The following is a 17,216-nucleotide window of genomic DNA, read 5'->3' on the forward strand; positions in this document are numbered from 1 at the left end:
TAACTATGACGGACTTTCCCCAATCCCTCGATGCCGCGATCGATCAGGCTCGGACGGCAACTCAGGCAGCCCTGGCGGCTGGCTACACGCGAGTTCAGATCGAAATCCTGATTCCCGAGTTGAAGCCCTTAGAGCCTGCCCATCAGTTTCTGTCGATCTTTGCAGAACTAGGTTCGGGGCTGAAAATTTTCTTCTCAGATGCAGGAGCGGCGGCGTTGGCGCGGCGGGATTGGGGCGATGTCCCGTATTGCCTGAGTAGTTTGGATGTGGCGGGTTCTCGGCAGACGAGTACGGTGACGGAACTGGTAGCGCCGGAGGATCAAGCCTTTTTGATCGTAGCGCCGACCTCGGTGGAAGTGGCTCCAGTCGAACAGGTCTGTGATGCGGCTGGAGAACGCCCAGTGGTGTTATTCAATCCCCAGTTGGAGGATATCGGTACAGTCGGTTTGGGCTACTCGGCACGCAAGGTGCGGGAACGCTTTTTAGCGACGATCGAACCCTGTTACTATCTCCGTCCCCTGGATGGCGCGGCAATTTTGCGCTGCTATCCTTCCCCCTGGCAAGTGTGGCTAGAGCAGGAGGACGGGTATACCCTGATTGCTGAAGAATTGATGAAGCCCTCCGTAGAAACATTGGATGCAATTTTTGCCAAAGCTCTGGGTGGAGATAAACCACCGCGACGGGGGTTGATTGCAGAGATGCAACGCTTCTTGAGAGCGCTGACTCAATAGCAGAAAGTCGCCTACCTCTTGACAACTTCACCATTGCTGTTCCCCGATAAAGTCTTAGTAAACTTTTTGGGTGGGAATGTGATCTTTAGTACCCCTGGTTAGAGTCCAGAAAAAATCAGGGCATAATGAATTTAGTGAGTGTAATCACTGCAACCAGCAGAGATACTGCCGACGATTTGAACAAGGCGGGCAGCAATAGTGACTTGTCTAGAGGATGTAAAAGGCGATCGCATGAGTGACTCTTCCCATCGGCGCATTATTATCGGTGATGTGCATGGTCATTACGATGGTTTAATGGCGCTGCTGGAGGAGATTGCTCCGGGTCAGTCGGATCAGGTGTACTTTTTAGGAGACTTGATCGATCGCGGTCCTCATAGTGCGCAAGTCGTCAGTTTTGTGCAACAAAGTGGCTATACCTGTCTACTGGGGAATCATGAACAATTAATGCTCGATGCGTTTCCCAAAGGCAACCCATTTACCCCCACCCTACAAGCCTGGTTATATAGCGGCGGACGCGCTACGGTGGCTAGCTATGGGGATGCGGGTATTCTGCTAGAACATTTAGATTGGTTTAAAACTTTGCCCGCCTACCTGGATTTAGGAGATGTTTGGTTAGTTCACGCTGGACTGCATCCCCTCCTGCCGATCGCCGATCAAACGACTCAAGACTTTTGCTGGATTCGCGAAGAATTTCACAGCATCTCTGAACCGTACTTTGCCGATAAGTTAATCATTACCGGACATACGATTACCTTTACCTTCCCCAAGGTTGCGCCTGGAGAACTGGCTCGGGGCTGTGGCTGGCTCGATATTGATACCGGCGCGTATCATCCCAAGAGTGGCTGGCTCACGGGTTTGGATATCACCAACCGGAAAGTGTATCAGGTAAATGTGTTTAACCAACTTATCCGAGTGCTGCCTTTAGATGAGGCAGTGACGCAGATTGAACCGTCTCAAGTTATGGCTCATCGCCAAGCGCTCCGCCTGTAAGGGATGGCTAAATGGCTTGAATCCACTCTCGGACTTCGTAGTCTGTCCAAATCCCGTTTTGCCAATAGGGATCGGATTCGATTAATTGCCGCACCGTTGCCTCGTCTTCGGCTTCATAGATGCCAAACACTTTCGTCAGGTCTTTGGTCGGTCCGATCGTGAGCAAAACTCCAGATTCTTTTTGTTGAGCTAACCCGTCTAAATGGGCTTGGCGATAGGGCGCTCGCTTTTCCAGGACATTCTCGCAATAGCTTCCCCAGAGGACATATTTGGTCATAGCGCAATCGTTTGTAATTAATAAAAATTTCATTGAGGGAATCGTCAGAGCCGCGATCGCCCAGTCGAACGATCGCGGTTCTCCACAGGATTAACTTCTCAGATCGACCCGGAATTTTTCCACCAGGGCTTCCCGGACTTTTTGATGCACCGGTTCAATGTCCGCTTCGGTTAAGGTGCGATCGCTGGCGCGATAAATTAACCGGAAGGCAAGGCTCCGTTGTCCGGTGGGGACATTATCGCCCCGGTATTCATCAAACAATTCCACGGATTCCAGCAGTTGTTTACCCGTTTTGGTAATTAGTCGTTGAATTTCGGTAACGGAAACCTCAGTGCTGACAAAGAATGCAATATCGCGATCGGAGGCGGGATAGGTCGAGAAGGGTTTAAACACGGGAACGCGCCGCTCGTCCTGATCTAAATTCACCAGCAAAATATCCAGATCTAGCTCAAAGGCATAGACCTGATCGGGTAAGCCGCGTTCTTGCCGCAGTTGGGGATGGAGTTGACCAAAGGTGCCCAGGCGATCGCCCCCTAACCACAAAGAGGCGGTGCGACCGGGATGTAACCGCTCATCGCGACGATCGGGTTGATATTCCACGGTTAAGCCTAATCGACAGAAGACGCTTTCTAGTAGCCCTTTGGCTTCAAACCAGGATATGGGTTGTTCGCGTCCCGCCTGAGTCCATTTACCTTGAGTTGGGTCGCCACCGAAAATACCGGCGATCGCGTCAGCTTCCCGCAGCCCGTCTTCTTCCGACCAGAATACGCGACCAATTTCAAAGCCGTTTAAGCCACCGTTACCCTGTTCCAAATTGTATTGAAAAGCATCAATTAGTCCGGCTAGTAAATCGGTACGGAGAGCGGAGTAATCGGGGAATAAGGGATTACTTAACACTACCTGTCTTGGTAATCCTGGTTTGACCAACGAATAGTGGAGGACTTCGGTTAATCCTGCCGCTCGGAAGATTTCCCGCAGTTTGCGAGTCAGGGCTTGTTCCGGCGAGAGGTAGCCCGGTTCGGTTTTGTCGGGTAAGGTTTCACAGAAATTGTTATAGCCATACAGCCGCGCAATTTCTTCGATCAGGTCAATCTCCCGTTCCAAATCCCGGTAACGGTAGGGTGGCACCGTGACCGTCCAGCCGCCCTCTGTAGTGGGTGTGACTTCACAGCCCAATGCTTTCAGCGTCCGTTCGACATCAGCGGCTTGCAGTTCACCCACATCCTCACCGACATTGACGGGACCAAGAATCTGATTTACCCGTTCTAGGCGCAGTTCGATCGATCGCGTTGTACTCAAATGGGTGCTACGGTTATCGGCAACTGCCTGTGCCTGAACCACACCGCCAGCTAACTCCGTAATCAGTTGGACGGCACGACGACAGGCTAGTTCCAGTTCGGCTTGGTTAATGCCCCGTTCAAATCGAGCAGAGGCTTCAGTACGGAGGCCCTGCGATCGGGCAGAGCGACGAATGGCGGCAGCATCAAACAAAGCCGCTTCTAGCATCAAATTCTGGCTACCCTCATGGACTTCAGTATCCTCACCGCCCATAATGCCTGCCAGGGCAACGGCTTGGTTGTTCGCAGTAATCAGTAAAGCCTGTTCACTCAGCGTCCGTTCTTGCCCATCGAGAGTTTTCAGCTTTTCTCCGGCTTCGGCAAACCGCACCCCAATCTGTAAAGGTTGAGCAGAGGGATTAACGGTAGTGAGGCGATCGCGATCGAAGGCATGGAGCGGTTGCCCCCATTCCAGCAACACATAGTTGGTGACATCAACGACATTATTGATCGGACGAATGCCTGCTGACTGTAACCGTTGTTGTAACCAGAGGGGCGAGGGCGCGATCGTCACCTGCTCAATCACGGTGCCAAAATAGGCAGGGCAAGCTTGCGGCTCGGAGATCTTGAGGGATAACAGGTTGGTGTCTGATTTCGTCGAGAGATCAGGAGGTTGGGGTAATTTTAACGCCGCTCCCGTCAGGGCTGTCACTTCCCGCGCAATCCCGACCATACTGAGGGCATCGGCTCGGTTAGCGGTCGAAGTTAAATCTAGAATGACATCATCTAAGCCCAACAGAGAACGCACATCGGTTCCTGGCTTCAGGTCTGCGCCCTCAAAGCTATGAATCCCTGCCGACTCTTTGGCTAGTCCCAGTTCTGCCAGGGAACAGATCATCCCTTCAGACGCTACGCCCCGCAGTTTAGCCGGTTTAATTTTCAAGCCATTCGGCTGCACTCTTGGTAGGACTGTGCCTAGTGTGGCTACGGGCACATACAAGCCAGCCTTGACATTAGCGGCACCACAGACAATTTGAGACGGATTTTCTGCGCCAATATCGACCTGACAGACTCGCAATTTATCGGCGTTGGGGTGAGGTTGGCAGTCCAGCACCTTGCCGATCACGACCCCATCTGCCCAGGTGCGTCGATCTTCAATCTCCTCGACTTCAAACCCTGCCATCGTTAGCATGTCAGCCAACGCTTCTGGCTGCATGGTGATATCAACCAGTTCTCGCAACCAGTTTAAAGAAATACGCATGGATCGCCTTTTGCCCTAACTTACGCCAGACTATTGTAACGGTTTGCTGCGTCTGTCCGTCATGGTTGATAGCACTGGCAGTTCGCGTCACAATGGAAACAGCCAGCTTGTTTGTTACATTTCTCAATCTGTCGATGCGAGTAGAGCAACACGCCACGATTCCAGTTCCGCAAGCCTCTGAGAATACCCAACGTTCTCTGGACTACGATCTCGCGATCGTCGGGGGTGGCTTAGTCGGATTAGCCTTAGCCTGTGCCCTGAAGCCGTCGGATTTACGGGTGTTGGTGATAGAAGCTAAACCAGATTCGGCAGCCGTGGCGCGAGGGCAGGCCTACCACATTAATCTGCTGGCAAGCCGGATTTTTCAAGGTATGGGAGTTTGGGATCGGATTCGTCCTTTAGTCAACCCGATCGAGCAAATTCGGCTCTCGGATGCCAACTATCCCAATGTCGTGCAGTTCTTTGTCAAGGATCTAGCCACAGATGAGTTGGGTTATGTGGCGGAACATCGGGTGTTACTGGATGCCCTCCGAGAGTTTGTCCAACAGTGTCCGAATGTCACCTATCTCTGTCCAGCCGAACTCACTCAAGTTGAGTATCACCCCGATCGCGTTGACTTAGCCCTCAATATTGCTGGTGAACAACGGCAAGTTCAATCGCGGTTATTAGTGGCGGCAGATGGAGCGCGATCGCCGATTCGGCAACAGGCTGGCATTACCACAGATGGCTGGCAATACTGGCAATCCTGTGTCGTGGCGTTTATCAAGCCCGAAAAATCCCATCAAAATATTGCCTACGAACGGTTTCAGCCCGACGGCCCCTTTGCGATTCTGCCGTTGCCCGATAACATTTGCCGAATTGTTTGGACGGCTCCCAAAGCGGCAGCTGAAGCGATCGTCGCCTTGGAAGAAGCTGAATTTCTAGCGGCGCTGCAACAACGGTATGGTGATCAAATGGGTCAGCTATCGCTAGTTGGCGATCGCTATGTGTTTCCCGTCCAATTAATGCAAAGTCGCCGCTATACCTTACCTCGACTGGCGCTAATTGGCGATGCGGCTCATTGTTGTCATCCCGTAGGTGGACAAGGGGTAAATATGGGTTTCCGAGATGCGGCGGCTCTAGCAGAGGTATTACAGCAAGCTCACCAGGAGGGTGAGGACATCGGTAGTTTAAAGGTATTGCGGCAATACGATCGCTGGCGACGATCAGAAAACTGGATCATCCTTGGCTTTACTGATCTATTGAACCGAATGTTTTCTAACACATTCCTGCCGATCGTCGTTCTACGTCGTCTGGGCTTAGCCATGCTGAACACCATCCGCCCGATTCGGTTACTGGCTCTCCGCTTAATGGTCGGCTTAACCGGGCGCACTCCAAAGTTGGCTCAACAATAACTATGCGATCGATCGCTGAGATTAATGACAAAATTAGCCGCCAAACGGTCACCGTCTGGACCGTGGAGGAACTGAAGGCGCGGGTGGCGGAAATTGGGGTGACGGAAGCTGCAAAACAGGTGGATGTGATTACCACTGGAACGTTTGAGCCGATGGAATCCTCAGGGGCGATCATTAATCTGGGGCATACCGATCCACCGATCAAAATTCGCCAGTGTTGGTTAGATGGTGTTCCGGCATACTCCGGGTTTGGAGCCGTCGATCTGTATTTAGGGGCAACTCAGGTCAGCGAACCGGGAGACGGGGAAGAAGTCCGCGATCGTGGTGGTGGTGATGTGATTGAGGATTTGATCGCTGGTAAGCCGGTGCATCTGCGGGCGATCGGGCAGGTGACCGACTGCTATCCTCGGGCTTCTTTTGAAACGACGATTACTCGCGACACGATCAACCAGTTTTATCTGTTTAATCCTCGCAATGTCTATCAGAATTTTATTGTGGGCGTGAATGGTGGCGATCGACCCTTATTTACCTACCTGGGGCCCTTGCAACCGAGATTGGGCAATGCCGTGTTTTCCAATCCAGGGGCGTTATCTCCTTTATTGAATGATCCCGATCTGCAACTGGTCGGGATTGGCACCCGCATTTTTCTGGGGGGTGGAATTGGCTATGTCGCCTGGGAAGGCACTCAACACTTTCCGTTGCAAAAGCGGTTGCCGAACCATACCCCGATCGGTCCGGCGGCAACTTTGGCATTAATTGGGGATGCCAAGCAAATGACTCCCAGGTGGGTGCGGGGCTGTCACTTCCGCAGTTATGGATCTTCCCTGATGTTGGGGGTGGGGATTCCGTTACCCGTTTTGCAGGAGGAAGTCGTCGCGCGGTGTGCGGTGCAGGATCATGAATTAGTCGCGCCGATCGTCGATTTCTCGATTCCCCGCCGTGTTCGTCCCACCTTTGGCTTAGTCAGCTATGCCCAACTGAAATCTCGCCGGATTGTGATTGATGGGAAGCCTGTGCGAGTCGCTCCCCTGGCAAGCCTGTATCTATCCCGGCAAGTGGCTATAGAACTGAAGCAGTGGATCGCAGCGGGAGAATTCCAGTTAACGGAAGCCGTGGCTCCCATTCCCGCCGATCGCAGTTTTCTGCCGCAAAATGTCTGGGGTGGCTCTCAATTGGCGATCGATTAGCATCAAGGCTCACAAGGTATTTTTTCTACCCCATGAGCCTTGATGCTTGCTGAATTAATAGTGACTGTTGCCTGGGTGAAGTTATTCTTCGCTACCCGGTTCAGTCCGTTTAACTGGCTTAGACGCAGGATCGCGGCGTTTCGGCATCGGGCTCCCGATTGCTCCACCGGGGGCTCCCGATCCAACGGGGGGGCGGCTGCCGCCAGTCCGTCCGGGGGCTCCACCTCGACCTCCCCCACCAAAGAATTTTTTGGGTGGTCTGCCCCGTCTGTCTGACTCTTCACCGGGCGTTTTCTTACGAGGGGGAGTTAGCCCAATACACGTGCCATCGGCAATCAGAAGGGCATTATCCTGGCGTTTAACTTGTAAATCCCAGAAGTAGCCGACGGTACGAGTACCCGGTAAATTTCCTTGCAGATTCAGCTTAAAGGCTTTGGCTTTTTGCGAACTCTTACGGGGAGCCTGCTGAATTTTCACCACCACATGGTTTTCTTCCGGAGATAAGAACACGACCTCACCCCGAATGGAGAAAAAGCCATCTTCTAATAGGGGTTCAGGGCTGGGAGTTGGTGCTGTTTCGCTTGCCTCCGTCTCCTCTGCCTCATCCTTCTTCAGAGTTTCGGGTTCCCACACCCCCATAATTTGGACGTGCAATTCCTGGCTAGCTTCCCGAGTGCGCGGATAAACCACCCACAGGTGTTCTTGAGCCAGATCTAAATGGTTACGCACCAAACTCATGACTCGACCCAGTAGCACAGCCTTCAGTTCAGTATTGTCGGCAGTCATCACAGTGCCACAGGTAAATTCTTCCTCAGATGGCGTATAGCGTCCACGAACTAAGCCGATCGCACGATATTGCTTGGGCTCACTGGGCGGCGGAATCGGTTGCTGCCGCAGGGCGGCTTGCAGTTCAGCATCATTGAGGGCTGGAGCGCCGCTAGCCGGAACAGAGCTAGCGGGTGAAGCGATACCGTCTGGCTTGGCGGAAGTTGGACTGTGGGCAGCAGGTTTGGCTGGGCTAACGGGTGGGGCTGGCGGCTGGGGGCGGGCGACGGGTCGCATCGGTGGACGCTGCAAAATCGGGGCACTCGCTTCAGCTTGAGCCGCATCCGCTGGTTCAGCCACGGCATCTACAGGGTCAGCCTCTGTAGAATCTACATGCGGAGCAGCAGGTGGGGTCAACTCCGTGGGTGAACTTTCTGGAGGTGTGGTAGCCGTGGGTTCAGGTGACGGAGATTTGGGGGACTTGGAGGAGCGATCGGGCGAAGGACTCATAGGCTCTTATTACAGGCAGGTTGCACATGCATCAGTCAGCTTATTCTACTGAATGCAACTAATCTGCGAACGAATCCGCAAACTTTGTGCAATTTTTATCAAGTAAGACTGTGGATGCAGCACCGAAACTTCGAGCTAATCCAGAGTTGGGGCTGACAGCATCAGGAGATCTGAAGCTATCCAGTGCATGATAGAGACCTCCTTCTTAGCATTTGCAGCCACCAGACAGCAAGCTTACCACCCCTCATCATACCGAAAACCCAACAATCAATTTGGTAGGAATAATGGCAGTCATCCTGAAAAACAGGAATTTTGCTGGGGGGCTGACCTTGGCGATTCACCCACTTAGGGGAATACAGAGTGTTTACACCTTGATTAGAATGTTCAGTAATTACTGAACAAGATGAATTTATCATCTCATCCGCTAGTCGTCTATGACAACCATAGTGTTTAGCCTGTTCAATAAACACTAAACTAATTAAATTAAGATATGTTAAGTTATACCTATGGATGTCGCCAACCCAATTAGTACCAGTAATACCGGTGTCAGTTACGAGCAACGGCAGTTTGAACAGAAACACTTTATTGAAGAGGTGGGTCTACTGTTTGAAATGGTCGGTTTGCCTCGTATGGCAGGACGGGTGTTTGGCTGGTTGCTGATCTCAAATCCGCCGCATCAATCCCCCAGTGAGTTAGCGGCAGTGTTGCAGGCGAGTAAAGGCTCGATCAGCACTATGACTCGGCTCCTCGTGCAAATTGGGTTAATTGAACGGATCAGTTTGCCTGGGCAACGTCGAGACTACTTTCGGATTAAGTTAAATGCCTGGTCTGAGTTAACCAAACAACGGATGGCACAGATTACTGCGTTTCGGCAATTAGCGGAACGCGGCTTGGAGTTACTTCAAGAAGAAGATCCGAATTTGCGCTGCCGCCTGGAGGAAATGCGGGATATGCACGCCTTTTGTGAACGAGAACTGCCCTTAATGCTCGATCGCTGGGAGCAACAACGGCTCAAACCACAGTAGGGTGTGTCCGGCTATCTGATGTTCGACAAGTGAATCGACTGTTATCTGAAGTTTCCAGCAAATTTCAGCCCTTCGCTACTCTCTCTTATTCTTGACTTTCCCCGATTATGCAACTCCCGCTGATTAATCAAGTCACCAAAAAGACCTCCCCCTGGATGGTCGGTTTCGTTGCGGCTGGACTGGTAGGTGCATCGGCGGCAACCTATCTGGCTGTGCGTCCGGCACTTTCACCGCCACCGCAGGTGAGTAATCTGACTGTGCCTGTGCAAGCCAAAGATGTAGTCGTCCGGATTACGGCGAGTGGAGATGTGATTCCGGTACAGAAACTTAACCTGAATCCGAAGCAGGCGGGACGGTTGGCGGCTCTGTATGTGGAACAGGGCGATCGCGTGAGTCAGGGACAGTTGATTGCCCGGATGGATAGCAGCGAACTGGAAGCCCAACGTCGTCAAGCGGCGGCGGAAGTTGCAAGTGCCCAGGCGAATCTTTCTCTGGTACAGGCGGGGACGCGACCGGAGGTGATCAATCAAGCGCAGGCAACGGTAGATCAGGCGAGGGCAGAGGTGAACGCGGCGGAGGTGCGGTTAAATCTAGCCAGTACCCGAGTGGCGCGGAACCAAAGTTTGCAGGCAGAAGGGGCGATTACCCGCGATCGCTTAGATGAAGTATTGAATGAACAACAGAGTGCCCGAGCTAATCTAGAGCAGGCGAAAGCCCGGTTGAATAATGCTCTGCAACAGTTGAATCAACAGGAAAATGGACCGCGTACTCAGGAGATTCAGCAGGCGATCGCCCAGGTGAATAGTGCGAGAGCTAATCTGCAACGGATTGACACCCAACTGGCGGATACCGAGATCCAAGCTCCGTTTGCGGGCATCATTACCCAAAAGAATGCGGTGGTGGGGGATTATGTAACTCCGACTAGCTTTGCCTCCAGTACCTCAGCCGCCACGTCGATCGTCACCCTGGCGAATGACCTGGAAATTTTGGCGAAAGTCCCAGAGGTGGACATTGGTCAAATTAAGCCCGGTCAGGCGGTGGAAATCAAAACCGATGCGTTTCCTAACCAAACCTTTAAAGGATCTGTGCGCTTGATTTCGCCGGAAGCGAAGGAAGATGCCACGCAACGAGGGGTGATTACCTTTGAAGTGCGAATTCGGATCACCTCCGGGAAGGATCAATTGCGATCGGGGATGACGACGGATGTGGCGTTCCTGGGGAATCGCTTGCAAGATGCCTTAATGGTTCCTAGTGTGGCGATCGTCACCAATAGAGGACAGACCGGAGTGTTGGTTCCTGGTAGTAACAATAAACCGAGGTTCCAGCCTGTGACGATCGGCTCCAGCATTGGTAACGAAACCCAGGTGTTAGAGGGTGTGCAGATCGGAGATGCGGTGTTTGTCGAGTTGCCGGAAGGTCAAAGGCTGGACGACATTACCAAAGGGATGAATCAACAGCAGTAGTGAGAAGCCAATTGAGAAGCCAATTGAGGTTGGTTGCGTAGGGGCAAATATGGACTTAGTTGAAAGCAGCAAAATGGCGGTCAAAACCCTGACGGCTAATAAGCTCCGCAGTACATTGACCATGTTAGGCATCATTATTGGCAATGCCTCGGTGATTGCCATGATTGGGATTGGTCAGGGGGCGCAAAAGCTGGCATCCGAACAGTTTGAGTCTCTGGGCCCGAATGTGTTGTTTGTTACGCCAGGGAGTCGGGAAGCCCGCAACCGTACCTTTGATCTACCACGAACGCTAGTCTTGGAGGATGCGAAGGCGATCGCGGCTCAAGTGCCCTCGATTAATGAAGTGGCGGCACAACGGCAGAGTCAACTCCCTGTGGTGTATCGCAACCTGAATACCAATTCCCTGGTGGTGGGGACAACGCCAGAATTCCTCTCTGTCCGCAACTTTGATATGGCGCGGGGGCGGTTTATCTCCAATCAGGATGTGGAGCGCAATACTCAGGTGGTGGCACTGGGATCGGATGTGGCAACCCGGTTTTTTGGCAACCGCGATCCGATCGGGGAACAGATCCGCATCCGGGGCTTGAGTTTTCAGGTGATTGGCGTACTGCGATCGAAGGGCGCATTTCTGGGCAACAACCAGGATGATGCGGTTTATATTCCGATTACGACCCAGGCAAACCGTTTAGCGGGACAAACTTCCCCCTATGGACTGGATTTGACCTTTATCTCGATTTCAGCCAAGAACGAAGCCAGTATTCGTGCGGCTGAATTTCAGATTACCAACCTGTTACGACTGCGCCACAAGATCACCGATCGAGATGACTTTACGGTGCAAACTCAGAAAGACATTCTGAATATTGTCGGCACAATCACGGGCGGCTTAACGGCAATGCTGGCAGCGATCGCGGCAATCTCGCTGTTAGTCGGTGGCATTGGCATTATGAATATCATGCTGGTGTCGGTGACTGAGCGGACGCAGGAAATCGGTCTGCGGAAGGCGATCGGTGCTTCCCAGCAGGACATTTTGATCCAGTTCATGATTGAAGCGGTGATTCTGTCGGCGGCAGGTGGCTTAATGGGAACGGCGATCGGTGTTGGAGGAATTCTGCTGATCGGGGCGTTTACCCCCTTACAAGCTGGGGTTTCGACAGGAGCGATCGCGGTTGCCGTTGGTGTCTCGGGTGGCATTGGACTCTTCTTTGGCGTTGTCCCTGCCCGTCAAGCGGCGAAACTTGATCCGATCGTCGCTCTCCGCAGTGCTTAATTCATGCTCACCTCTTGTTCACACCTCCTATGCCTACCTCTGTGATTGTCCGTCTGGAAGATATCTATAAAATCTATGGCACTGGCGAAACGGAAGTCCGCGCGTTGGCTGGTGTGGATCTCGTGATTGAGCAGGGGGAATATTGCTCAATTATGGGTGCTTCGGGTTCCGGCAAATCGACGATGATGAACATCATTGGTTGCCTGGATAAGCCAACATCCGGACGCTATTACCTGGATGGCATGGATGTCTCAACCTTAGATGATACGGCGCTCGCCCACGTCCGCAATCGTAAACTGGGCTTTGTGTTTCAGCAGTTTCACCTGTTACCCCAGTTAACCGCGCTCGAAAATGTCATGTTGCCGTTGGTCTATGCCAATGTGCCCGAACGGGAACGCAAAGAGCGGGCGGCGGAAGCGTTAACCAAAGTTGGGTTAGCCCATCGCTTAAACAATCGTCCGAATCAGCTTTCCGGGGGTCAACAACAACGGGTTGCTATTGCCCGCGCCATTGTTAGCCGTCCGGTGGTGTTACTGGCCGATGAACCAACGGGAGCCTTGGATTCTCGCACGACGATCGAAATTCTAGAGATTTTTACCGATCTGAATGCCAGTGGCATGACGGTGGTCATGGTGACTCACGAACCGGATGTAGCCCGTCAAACCCGCCGAATTATTTGGTTCAAAGACGGCACCGTGATGAACCCGCAACTCACCCCCGATGAACTGTCTCATCTGATGGCTGCCGCTTAGGTTTGCAATCACCTCACTGTTCATGAAGTCGCCTTGAAGCTAGGGAAGTCCGTACCTCTGGAGACGGATGGGACTTGGTAGAATGGGCGATGCAATCAGACGATCTTTTGCAAGAGAACACTCACCATGACGCAGACCACCGAACCAACGATCGGACTGGATATTCCCAGTTTAGATACCGAACTGACCAATCAAACCCCGCAAAAAATTCTGGAACGGGCGCTTGGCTTATTTGACAATATTGCCATTTCCTTCAGTGGGGCTGAAGATGTTGTGCTAATTGACATGGCACACCGGATTAATCCCAATGTCAAAGTCTTTAGTCTGGATACCGGACGGCTGCACTCGGAAACCTATCAGTTTATCGATCGTGTGAGAAAGCACTACGGCATCACGATCGATATCATGTACCCGGATGCGGCTCAAATCGAAGCATTAGTGCGGGAAAAAGGACTCTTCAGCTTCTACGAAGACGGTCACAAAGAGTGCTGCGATATTCGCAAGGTGGCTCCCCTACGCCGCAAGTTGTCTACTTTGGATGCCTGGATTACCGGACAACGGAAGGATCAGAATCCCTCAACTCGTGCCACTGTGCCAACTGTGCAAGTAGATGGGGCGTTTTCCTCCGGCGATCGCCAACTGATTAAATTCAATCCTCTGGCAAATTGGACTTCTGCCGAAGTCTGGTTCTACATTCGGGCTTACGAAGTGCCCTACAACCCCTTACATGAAAAGGGCTTTGTTAGCATTGGCTGCGAACCTTGTACCCGTGCTGTATTACCGAACCAGCATGAGCGGGAAGGTCGCTGGTGGTGGGAAGACGCTGGCAAGAAAGAATGCGGCTTACACGCCATCAACCAAACTCAGGGTAGTTAGGGCAATTTAATCACTTCAAAATTTGCTTCAGGGGTACATTAGGTGTGCCCCAAGCAGAAATTCAATGCTCAAGTTTGCTTTTGCGATCATGCTAGGGTGGTCAAAGCCAAGCAGTGATTAAGGGGGTTGCTATGTCTTCTACGACTGAACACAAGTATATCCAACTCAACGAGCAAGGAACCCCAATCATTACTGGAACCACGATGAAGGTGGTGGAATTGATCACTGCCCAATTTGCCCATGGCTGGAGTCCTGAAGAATTGCATTTTCAGTATCCTCACCTGAGTATGAGTCAAATTCATTCTGCCCTAGCGTACTACTGGGATCACAAGTCGGAGATGGTGCCGAGATAGAACAGCGTTATCAGTATGCCGAAAGCTTGCGGCAAGCGGCTGGAGAATCTCCATTTATGGCAAGATTACGGGCACAAGGGCTGCTGAAGCAATGACCGTGACCTTGTATATGGATGAGCATGTGCCGCGATCGATTACCAATGGTTTGCGATTAAAAGCAATTGATGTCTTGACGGTGCAGGAAGACGGGTTAGCTGGAATGCCTGATCTAGCGGTAAGTAGGTAGGCGTAATTAAACTGACGATGCTAAAACTGCCCTCATCCCCCAACCCCCTTCTCCCAAATTTGGGAGAAGGGGGCTAAGATTGGCTCCCCTCGCCCAGTTTTGGGAGAGGGGCTGGGGGTGAGGGCAAAAGGCTGGCATCTCCCAATTAATTTCACCTGGCTACTTACTCGATCGCGCTACAGAATTGGGGCGTTTAGTCTTCACGCAGGACGAAGATTTTCTAATTGAAGCTCAGCGACGACAGCAACAGGAACTTGATTTTGCCGGAATCATTTACATTCATCATCAGCGGTTAGTAATTGGTGAATGTATTCGCGATCTAGAAATCATTGCTCAACTGGGCAATTTGGAGGAATTTGCTAATCGGGTGCAATATTTGCCGCTATAACCTGCTACAGCAAGCGCAGTTGAGTATCTTGAGGGGCTAAAGCTCGATCGCTATCTGGTGTGGAATCATCAGCGAGATTCAGCCAGGTAGCGGCTTCGGCGGACAATAATCCTTGTGCCGCATCGATCATTTCAGTGGCGATTTCGCGTAAATCGTCGCGATTGGTCAGGTAGGTTTTCAGGGCGACTAAGGGATCGAGGCTACCGCCTGCGCCTAATTCGGGTACCCGCGATCGATTAAACTGACTCACCAACTCGGGGCGAATCGTGTAACTGTGAGCCGGACTCAGCATTTGATGTAAGGCGGGCTGATCAATGGTATCGAGTTGATCCGATCGCAAATAGTAAATCAACCGCACGACCGCATCCTGAATCAGTTCTGGCTGAAGGGCAGCAAATAACGTGGCTTCTGGGTTCTCGGCAGCAGAGAGATCGACTTCGATCGTCCGGAAACAGCGGACGGCGACCGGACAAAATTCAAATCGGGTTTGACCTCGCTTCAGGTGGACTAATACAAACCCTTTATCTTCCTTTTCCTCACTGAAATCGACCCGCTCAATACTGCCGGGATACACTACCGGTGGCTGTTCAGATAACACCTGATGGCGATGCACATGCCCTAACGCTACATAATCGAAACAGGGACGGGTAAGGAGGGGAAGCGGGACAGTAAAGCCCTTACCAACGGATAAAAACCGCTCTGAACCATAACTGGCGGTATCTACCATCAAGTGTGCCAGCAAGACCGTTGGTAAATTGGGATCGAGTTGGCGAATTTCACCTTCCATTGCCACCCGCAAGCGATCGCCCAACACCTGATTCACCTCTCCCATTGACAGCCCTTCAGCTTCGGGTCGGGTCAGCAAGGTCGATCGCGTCAGCCAGGGGAGGGTCATGACCTGGACAAGACCATTTAGGGTCTGAATCCGGTGGGTTTCCAGCCGGTCGCCGACGACAAACCCTGGAACTCCTAACGTGCGGTAAATGCATAAACTGGCGCCGCCCTGTCCCTGGGTATGCTGGTCATGATTGCCGACCAATAACACGGTTGGAATGTCTGCATCTGCCAGCCGCCGAAATTGACTGGCGAAGGCTTCCTGCACATAGGGCGGGGGGGTGGCATCGGGAAAGGCATCACCGCCAAATAACACCAGATCAACGGGTTCCGCAATGGCGCGATCGATACAGCAAGCTAAGGTTTGGACAAAATCCTCCAGGCGAGTGTTCAGTCCGGTTTCGGGGTTAATTTGCCCATGCGAGAACCCACTTCCCATGTGGATATCGGACAGATGGAGGATTTTGATCATAGGAACCTGCTCAGAAATGAATGCCGCACTCTAGCTTGTCGGTGTCTCGCCAGCCTCCAGCGTTGGGGGCTTCCCCGTCTGCGATCGCGGTGGTAATGGGTTCGTCATCGATCGTGGCATAGCCCTGGTCGTGTAGCGGATTGTAAATGACATCATGCTCAAATACATACGCCCAGGTTTCCTTGCGAGTCCAGGTAGCGAGAGGATTCACCTTCAGGCGCTGCTGCGAATCTAACTCAAAAATGGGCAGATTGGCATGGGCATCTGACTGATCACGCCGATCGCCAGTGATCCAGGCGATCGTGTTGAGTTCTGTCAATCCTCGCTCTAGTGGTTCTACTTTGGTGATCTGATGAAACTTATTGAGATCCTTTTCCCATAAGGCTTTGCCATATTTTTTAGCGAAGGCTTCCCGGGAATTCACAGTCTGAATCCGGTAAATTTGTAAATTCAGGTTGTACAATCCTTGCGCTCTCGCTACCAGTTCTAGCGTTTCAGGAAAGTGGTGCAGGGTATCGAGAAATAAGACGGGAACTGGGGCGGCAGGTCTTAATTCTCGGTAAAGCAAATCCGTGATCAACATGTCATCGACGTTAAAGGCACTGGTCTGGACTAACCCCGTTGGAAAGTTCTCAAGACACCAGGCAAGAATGGCGTTGGGATTCGCCTTCTCAAACCTCTGGTTTAGCTTCTTCAGGTCAAGTTTGACAGGTTGGATCAGAGGTTTGGTCGATTGAGTCATGTTGCGCTGTCGGCTGCCGATCGTCCTTTCTACGATACCCAAATACGGTACGCTCAGGGAAGGTAAAGCTGAGGGGGTTGAGGAGGATAGGGGAGATGAGGGGGCTGGGACGATGACGCATCGACTAATTCTTTACAGTAAGCCGGGATGCCATTTATGTGAGGGGTTGCAGGAAAAATTGGAGCAGATTCAAGGACTGGATTTTACCCTGGAAGTGCGGGATATTACCAGCCGTGACGATTGGTTTCAAGCCTATCAATTTGAGATTCCGGTGTTGCTACTGGAAGCAACGGCACCCTCCGGTGGGGAAACTACTGTCTACCCAATTCCGCGCCCGTCTCCGCGTGCTAACGTGAAGCAGTTGGAGCAGATGTTACAGAAATATTGGCAGAATCATCCTACACAATAGAAGCAATTTGTGAGGAG

At 52.1% G+C, this 17,216-nt stretch carries 18 protein-coding genes; 13 read left to right on the plus strand and 5 right to left on the minus strand.

What is annotated here, in order from left to right:
- The first annotated feature begins 5 nt into the window (after positions 1–5).
- Positions 6–731: a DUF1995 family protein gene (locus ACN4EK_RS23220; RefSeq protein ID WP_431660689.1), complete on the plus strand. Its 726-nt coding sequence runs from the start codon at positions 6–8 to the stop codon at positions 729–731.
- A 231-nt stretch (positions 732–962) separates the two neighbouring features.
- Positions 963–1,721: a metallophosphoesterase family protein gene (locus tag ACN4EK_RS23225; protein WP_431660690.1), complete on the plus strand. Its 759-nt coding sequence runs from the start codon at positions 963–965 to the stop codon at positions 1,719–1,721.
- A gap of 7 nt (positions 1,722–1,728) precedes the next feature.
- On the opposite strand, the gene ACN4EK_RS23230 is transcribed toward ACN4EK_RS23225, so the two are convergent.
- Positions 1,729–1,998: a YciI family protein gene (locus ACN4EK_RS23230; RefSeq protein WP_431660691.1), complete on the minus strand. Its 270-nt coding sequence runs from the start codon at positions 1,996–1,998 to the stop codon at positions 1,729–1,731.
- 90 nt (positions 1,999–2,088) lie between these two features.
- Positions 2,089–4,536 carry a phenylalanine--tRNA ligase subunit beta gene (pheT, locus tag ACN4EK_RS23235; protein ID WP_431660692.1) on the minus strand — a complete coding sequence of 816 codons (2,448 nt, stop codon included), beginning with the start codon at positions 4,534–4,536 and terminating at the stop codon, positions 2,089–2,091.
- 92 nt (positions 4,537–4,628) lie between these two features.
- Here pheT and ACN4EK_RS23240 point away from each other — a divergent pair, with 92 nt between their 5' ends.
- Both ACN4EK_RS23240 and ACN4EK_RS23245 read left to right on the plus strand, forming a co-directional pair.
- A complete protein-coding gene (locus tag ACN4EK_RS23240; RefSeq protein WP_431660693.1) occupies positions 4,629–5,930 on the plus strand; it encodes an FAD-dependent hydroxylase in 1,302 nt (433 codons plus the stop codon).
- A 2-nt stretch (positions 5,931–5,932) separates the two neighbouring features.
- Positions 5,933–7,117 (plus strand): homocysteine biosynthesis protein, encoded by a 1,185-nt coding sequence (locus tag ACN4EK_RS23245; RefSeq protein WP_431660694.1) that lies wholly within the window; start codon positions 5,933–5,935, stop codon positions 7,115–7,117.
- 81 nt (positions 7,118–7,198) lie between these two features.
- Here ACN4EK_RS23245 and ACN4EK_RS23250 read toward each other — a convergent pair whose 3' ends face one another.
- On the minus strand, positions 7,199–8,392 hold the full coding sequence (locus tag ACN4EK_RS23250; protein WP_431660695.1) for a hypothetical protein: 1,194 nt from the start codon (positions 8,390–8,392) through the stop codon (positions 7,199–7,201).
- A 506-nt stretch (positions 8,393–8,898) separates the two neighbouring features.
- Here ACN4EK_RS23250 and ACN4EK_RS23255 point away from each other — a divergent pair.
- The 8 genes from ACN4EK_RS23255 (at position 8,899) to ACN4EK_RS23290 (ending at position 14,742) form a co-directional block, all read left to right on the plus strand.
- Positions 8,899–9,417 (plus strand): GbsR/MarR family transcriptional regulator, encoded by a 519-nt coding sequence (locus ACN4EK_RS23255; protein ID WP_431660696.1) that lies wholly within the window; start codon positions 8,899–8,901, stop codon positions 9,415–9,417.
- A 107-nt stretch (positions 9,418–9,524) separates the two neighbouring features.
- Positions 9,525–10,880: an efflux RND transporter periplasmic adaptor subunit gene (locus ACN4EK_RS23260; protein WP_431660697.1), complete on the plus strand. Its 1,356-nt coding sequence runs from the start codon at positions 9,525–9,527 to the stop codon at positions 10,878–10,880.
- Positions 10,881–10,929: 49 nt separating this feature from the next.
- Entirely contained in the window at positions 10,930–12,147 is a 1,218-nt protein-coding gene (locus ACN4EK_RS23265; RefSeq protein WP_431660698.1) for an ABC transporter permease, read from the plus strand.
- 29 nt (positions 12,148–12,176) lie between these two features.
- Entirely contained in the window at positions 12,177–12,899 is a 723-nt protein-coding gene (locus ACN4EK_RS23270) for an ABC transporter ATP-binding protein (protein ID WP_431660699.1), read from the plus strand.
- 126 nt (positions 12,900–13,025) lie between these two features.
- A complete protein-coding gene (locus ACN4EK_RS23275; protein WP_431660700.1) occupies positions 13,026–13,775 on the plus strand; it encodes a phosphoadenylyl-sulfate reductase in 750 nt (249 codons plus the stop codon).
- A 131-nt stretch (positions 13,776–13,906) separates the two neighbouring features.
- The gene (locus ACN4EK_RS23280; RefSeq protein ID WP_431660701.1) at positions 13,907–14,128 is read left to right on the plus strand and encodes a DUF433 domain-containing protein; all 222 of its coding nucleotides are present in this window, start codon (positions 13,907–13,909) and stop codon (positions 14,126–14,128) included.
- A 91-nt stretch (positions 14,129–14,219) separates the two neighbouring features.
- A complete protein-coding gene (locus ACN4EK_RS23285; RefSeq protein WP_431660702.1) occupies positions 14,220–14,354 on the plus strand; it encodes a DUF5615 family PIN-like protein in 135 nt (44 codons plus the stop codon).
- A gap of 184 nt (positions 14,355–14,538) precedes the next feature.
- Entirely contained in the window at positions 14,539–14,742 is a 204-nt protein-coding gene (locus tag ACN4EK_RS23290; protein WP_431660703.1) for a hypothetical protein, read from the plus strand.
- A 4-nt stretch (positions 14,743–14,746) separates the two neighbouring features.
- Here the strand turns inward: ACN4EK_RS23290 and sbcD are convergent, their stop codons facing one another.
- Positions 14,747–16,048 (minus strand): exonuclease subunit SbcD, encoded by a 1,302-nt coding sequence (gene sbcD / locus ACN4EK_RS23295; protein WP_431660704.1) that lies wholly within the window; start codon positions 16,046–16,048, stop codon positions 14,747–14,749.
- A 10-nt stretch (positions 16,049–16,058) separates the two neighbouring features.
- Entirely contained in the window at positions 16,059–16,790 is a 732-nt protein-coding gene (cysH, locus tag ACN4EK_RS23300) for a phosphoadenosine phosphosulfate reductase (protein ID WP_431660705.1), read from the minus strand.
- Between cysH and ACN4EK_RS23305 the strand changes: the two genes are divergently transcribed.
- Complete coding sequence (locus ACN4EK_RS23305; RefSeq protein ID WP_431660706.1) at positions 16,789–17,199, plus strand: glutaredoxin family protein; 411 nt, start codon at positions 16,789–16,791, stop codon at positions 17,197–17,199. The two genes, cysH and ACN4EK_RS23305, sit on opposite strands and share 2 nt — an antisense overlap.
- The last annotated feature ends 17 nt before the right edge of the window (positions 17,200–17,216 follow it).

Origin of the sequence: Pantanalinema rosaneae CENA516, assembly GCF_050753385.1 — a bacterium.
In the GTDB taxonomy this organism is placed as follows: Bacteria; Cyanobacteriota; Cyanobacteriia; order Leptolyngbyales; family Leptolyngbyaceae; genus Pantanalinema; species Pantanalinema rosaneae.

Excerpts from the sequence above, each read along its gene's own strand:
- ACN4EK_RS23220 (WP_431660689.1), top strand. The coding sequence starts at position 6 with ATGACGGACTTTCCCCAATCCCTCGATGCCGCGATCGATCAGGCTCGG.
- ACN4EK_RS23225 (WP_431660690.1), top strand. The coding sequence starts at position 963 with ATGAGTGACTCTTCCCATCGGCGCATTATTATCGGTGATGTGCATGGT.
- ACN4EK_RS23230 (WP_431660691.1), bottom strand. The coding sequence starts at position 1,998 with ATGACCAAATATGTCCTCTGGGGAAGCTATTGCGAGAATGTCCTGGAA.
- pheT (WP_431660692.1), bottom strand. The coding sequence starts at position 4,536 with ATGCGTATTTCTTTAAACTGGTTGCGAGAACTGGTTGATATCACCATG.
- ACN4EK_RS23240 (WP_431660693.1), top strand. The coding sequence starts at position 4,629 with ATGGAAACAGCCAGCTTGTTTGTTACATTTCTCAATCTGTCGATGCGA.
- ACN4EK_RS23245 (WP_431660694.1), top strand. The coding sequence starts at position 5,933 with ATGCGATCGATCGCTGAGATTAATGACAAAATTAGCCGCCAAACGGTC.
- ACN4EK_RS23250 (WP_431660695.1), bottom strand. The coding sequence starts at position 8,392 with ATGAGTCCTTCGCCCGATCGCTCCTCCAAGTCCCCCAAATCTCCGTCA.
- ACN4EK_RS23255 (WP_431660696.1), top strand. The coding sequence starts at position 8,899 with ATGGATGTCGCCAACCCAATTAGTACCAGTAATACCGGTGTCAGTTAC.
- ACN4EK_RS23260 (WP_431660697.1), top strand. The coding sequence starts at position 9,525 with ATGCAACTCCCGCTGATTAATCAAGTCACCAAAAAGACCTCCCCCTGG.
- ACN4EK_RS23265 (WP_431660698.1), top strand. The coding sequence starts at position 10,930 with ATGGACTTAGTTGAAAGCAGCAAAATGGCGGTCAAAACCCTGACGGCT.
- ACN4EK_RS23270 (WP_431660699.1), top strand. The coding sequence starts at position 12,177 with ATGCCTACCTCTGTGATTGTCCGTCTGGAAGATATCTATAAAATCTAT.
- ACN4EK_RS23275 (WP_431660700.1), top strand. The coding sequence starts at position 13,026 with ATGACGCAGACCACCGAACCAACGATCGGACTGGATATTCCCAGTTTA.
- ACN4EK_RS23280 (WP_431660701.1), top strand. The coding sequence starts at position 13,907 with ATGTCTTCTACGACTGAACACAAGTATATCCAACTCAACGAGCAAGGA.
- ACN4EK_RS23285 (WP_431660702.1), top strand. The coding sequence starts at position 14,220 with ATGACCGTGACCTTGTATATGGATGAGCATGTGCCGCGATCGATTACC.
- sbcD (WP_431660704.1), bottom strand. The coding sequence starts at position 16,048 with ATGATCAAAATCCTCCATCTGTCCGATATCCACATGGGAAGTGGGTTC.
- ACN4EK_RS23305 (WP_431660706.1), top strand. The coding sequence starts at position 16,789 with ATGTTGCGCTGTCGGCTGCCGATCGTCCTTTCTACGATACCCAAATAC.
- cysH (WP_431660705.1), bottom strand. The coding sequence starts at position 16,790 with ATGACTCAATCGACCAAACCTCTGATCCAACCTGTCAAACTTGACCTG.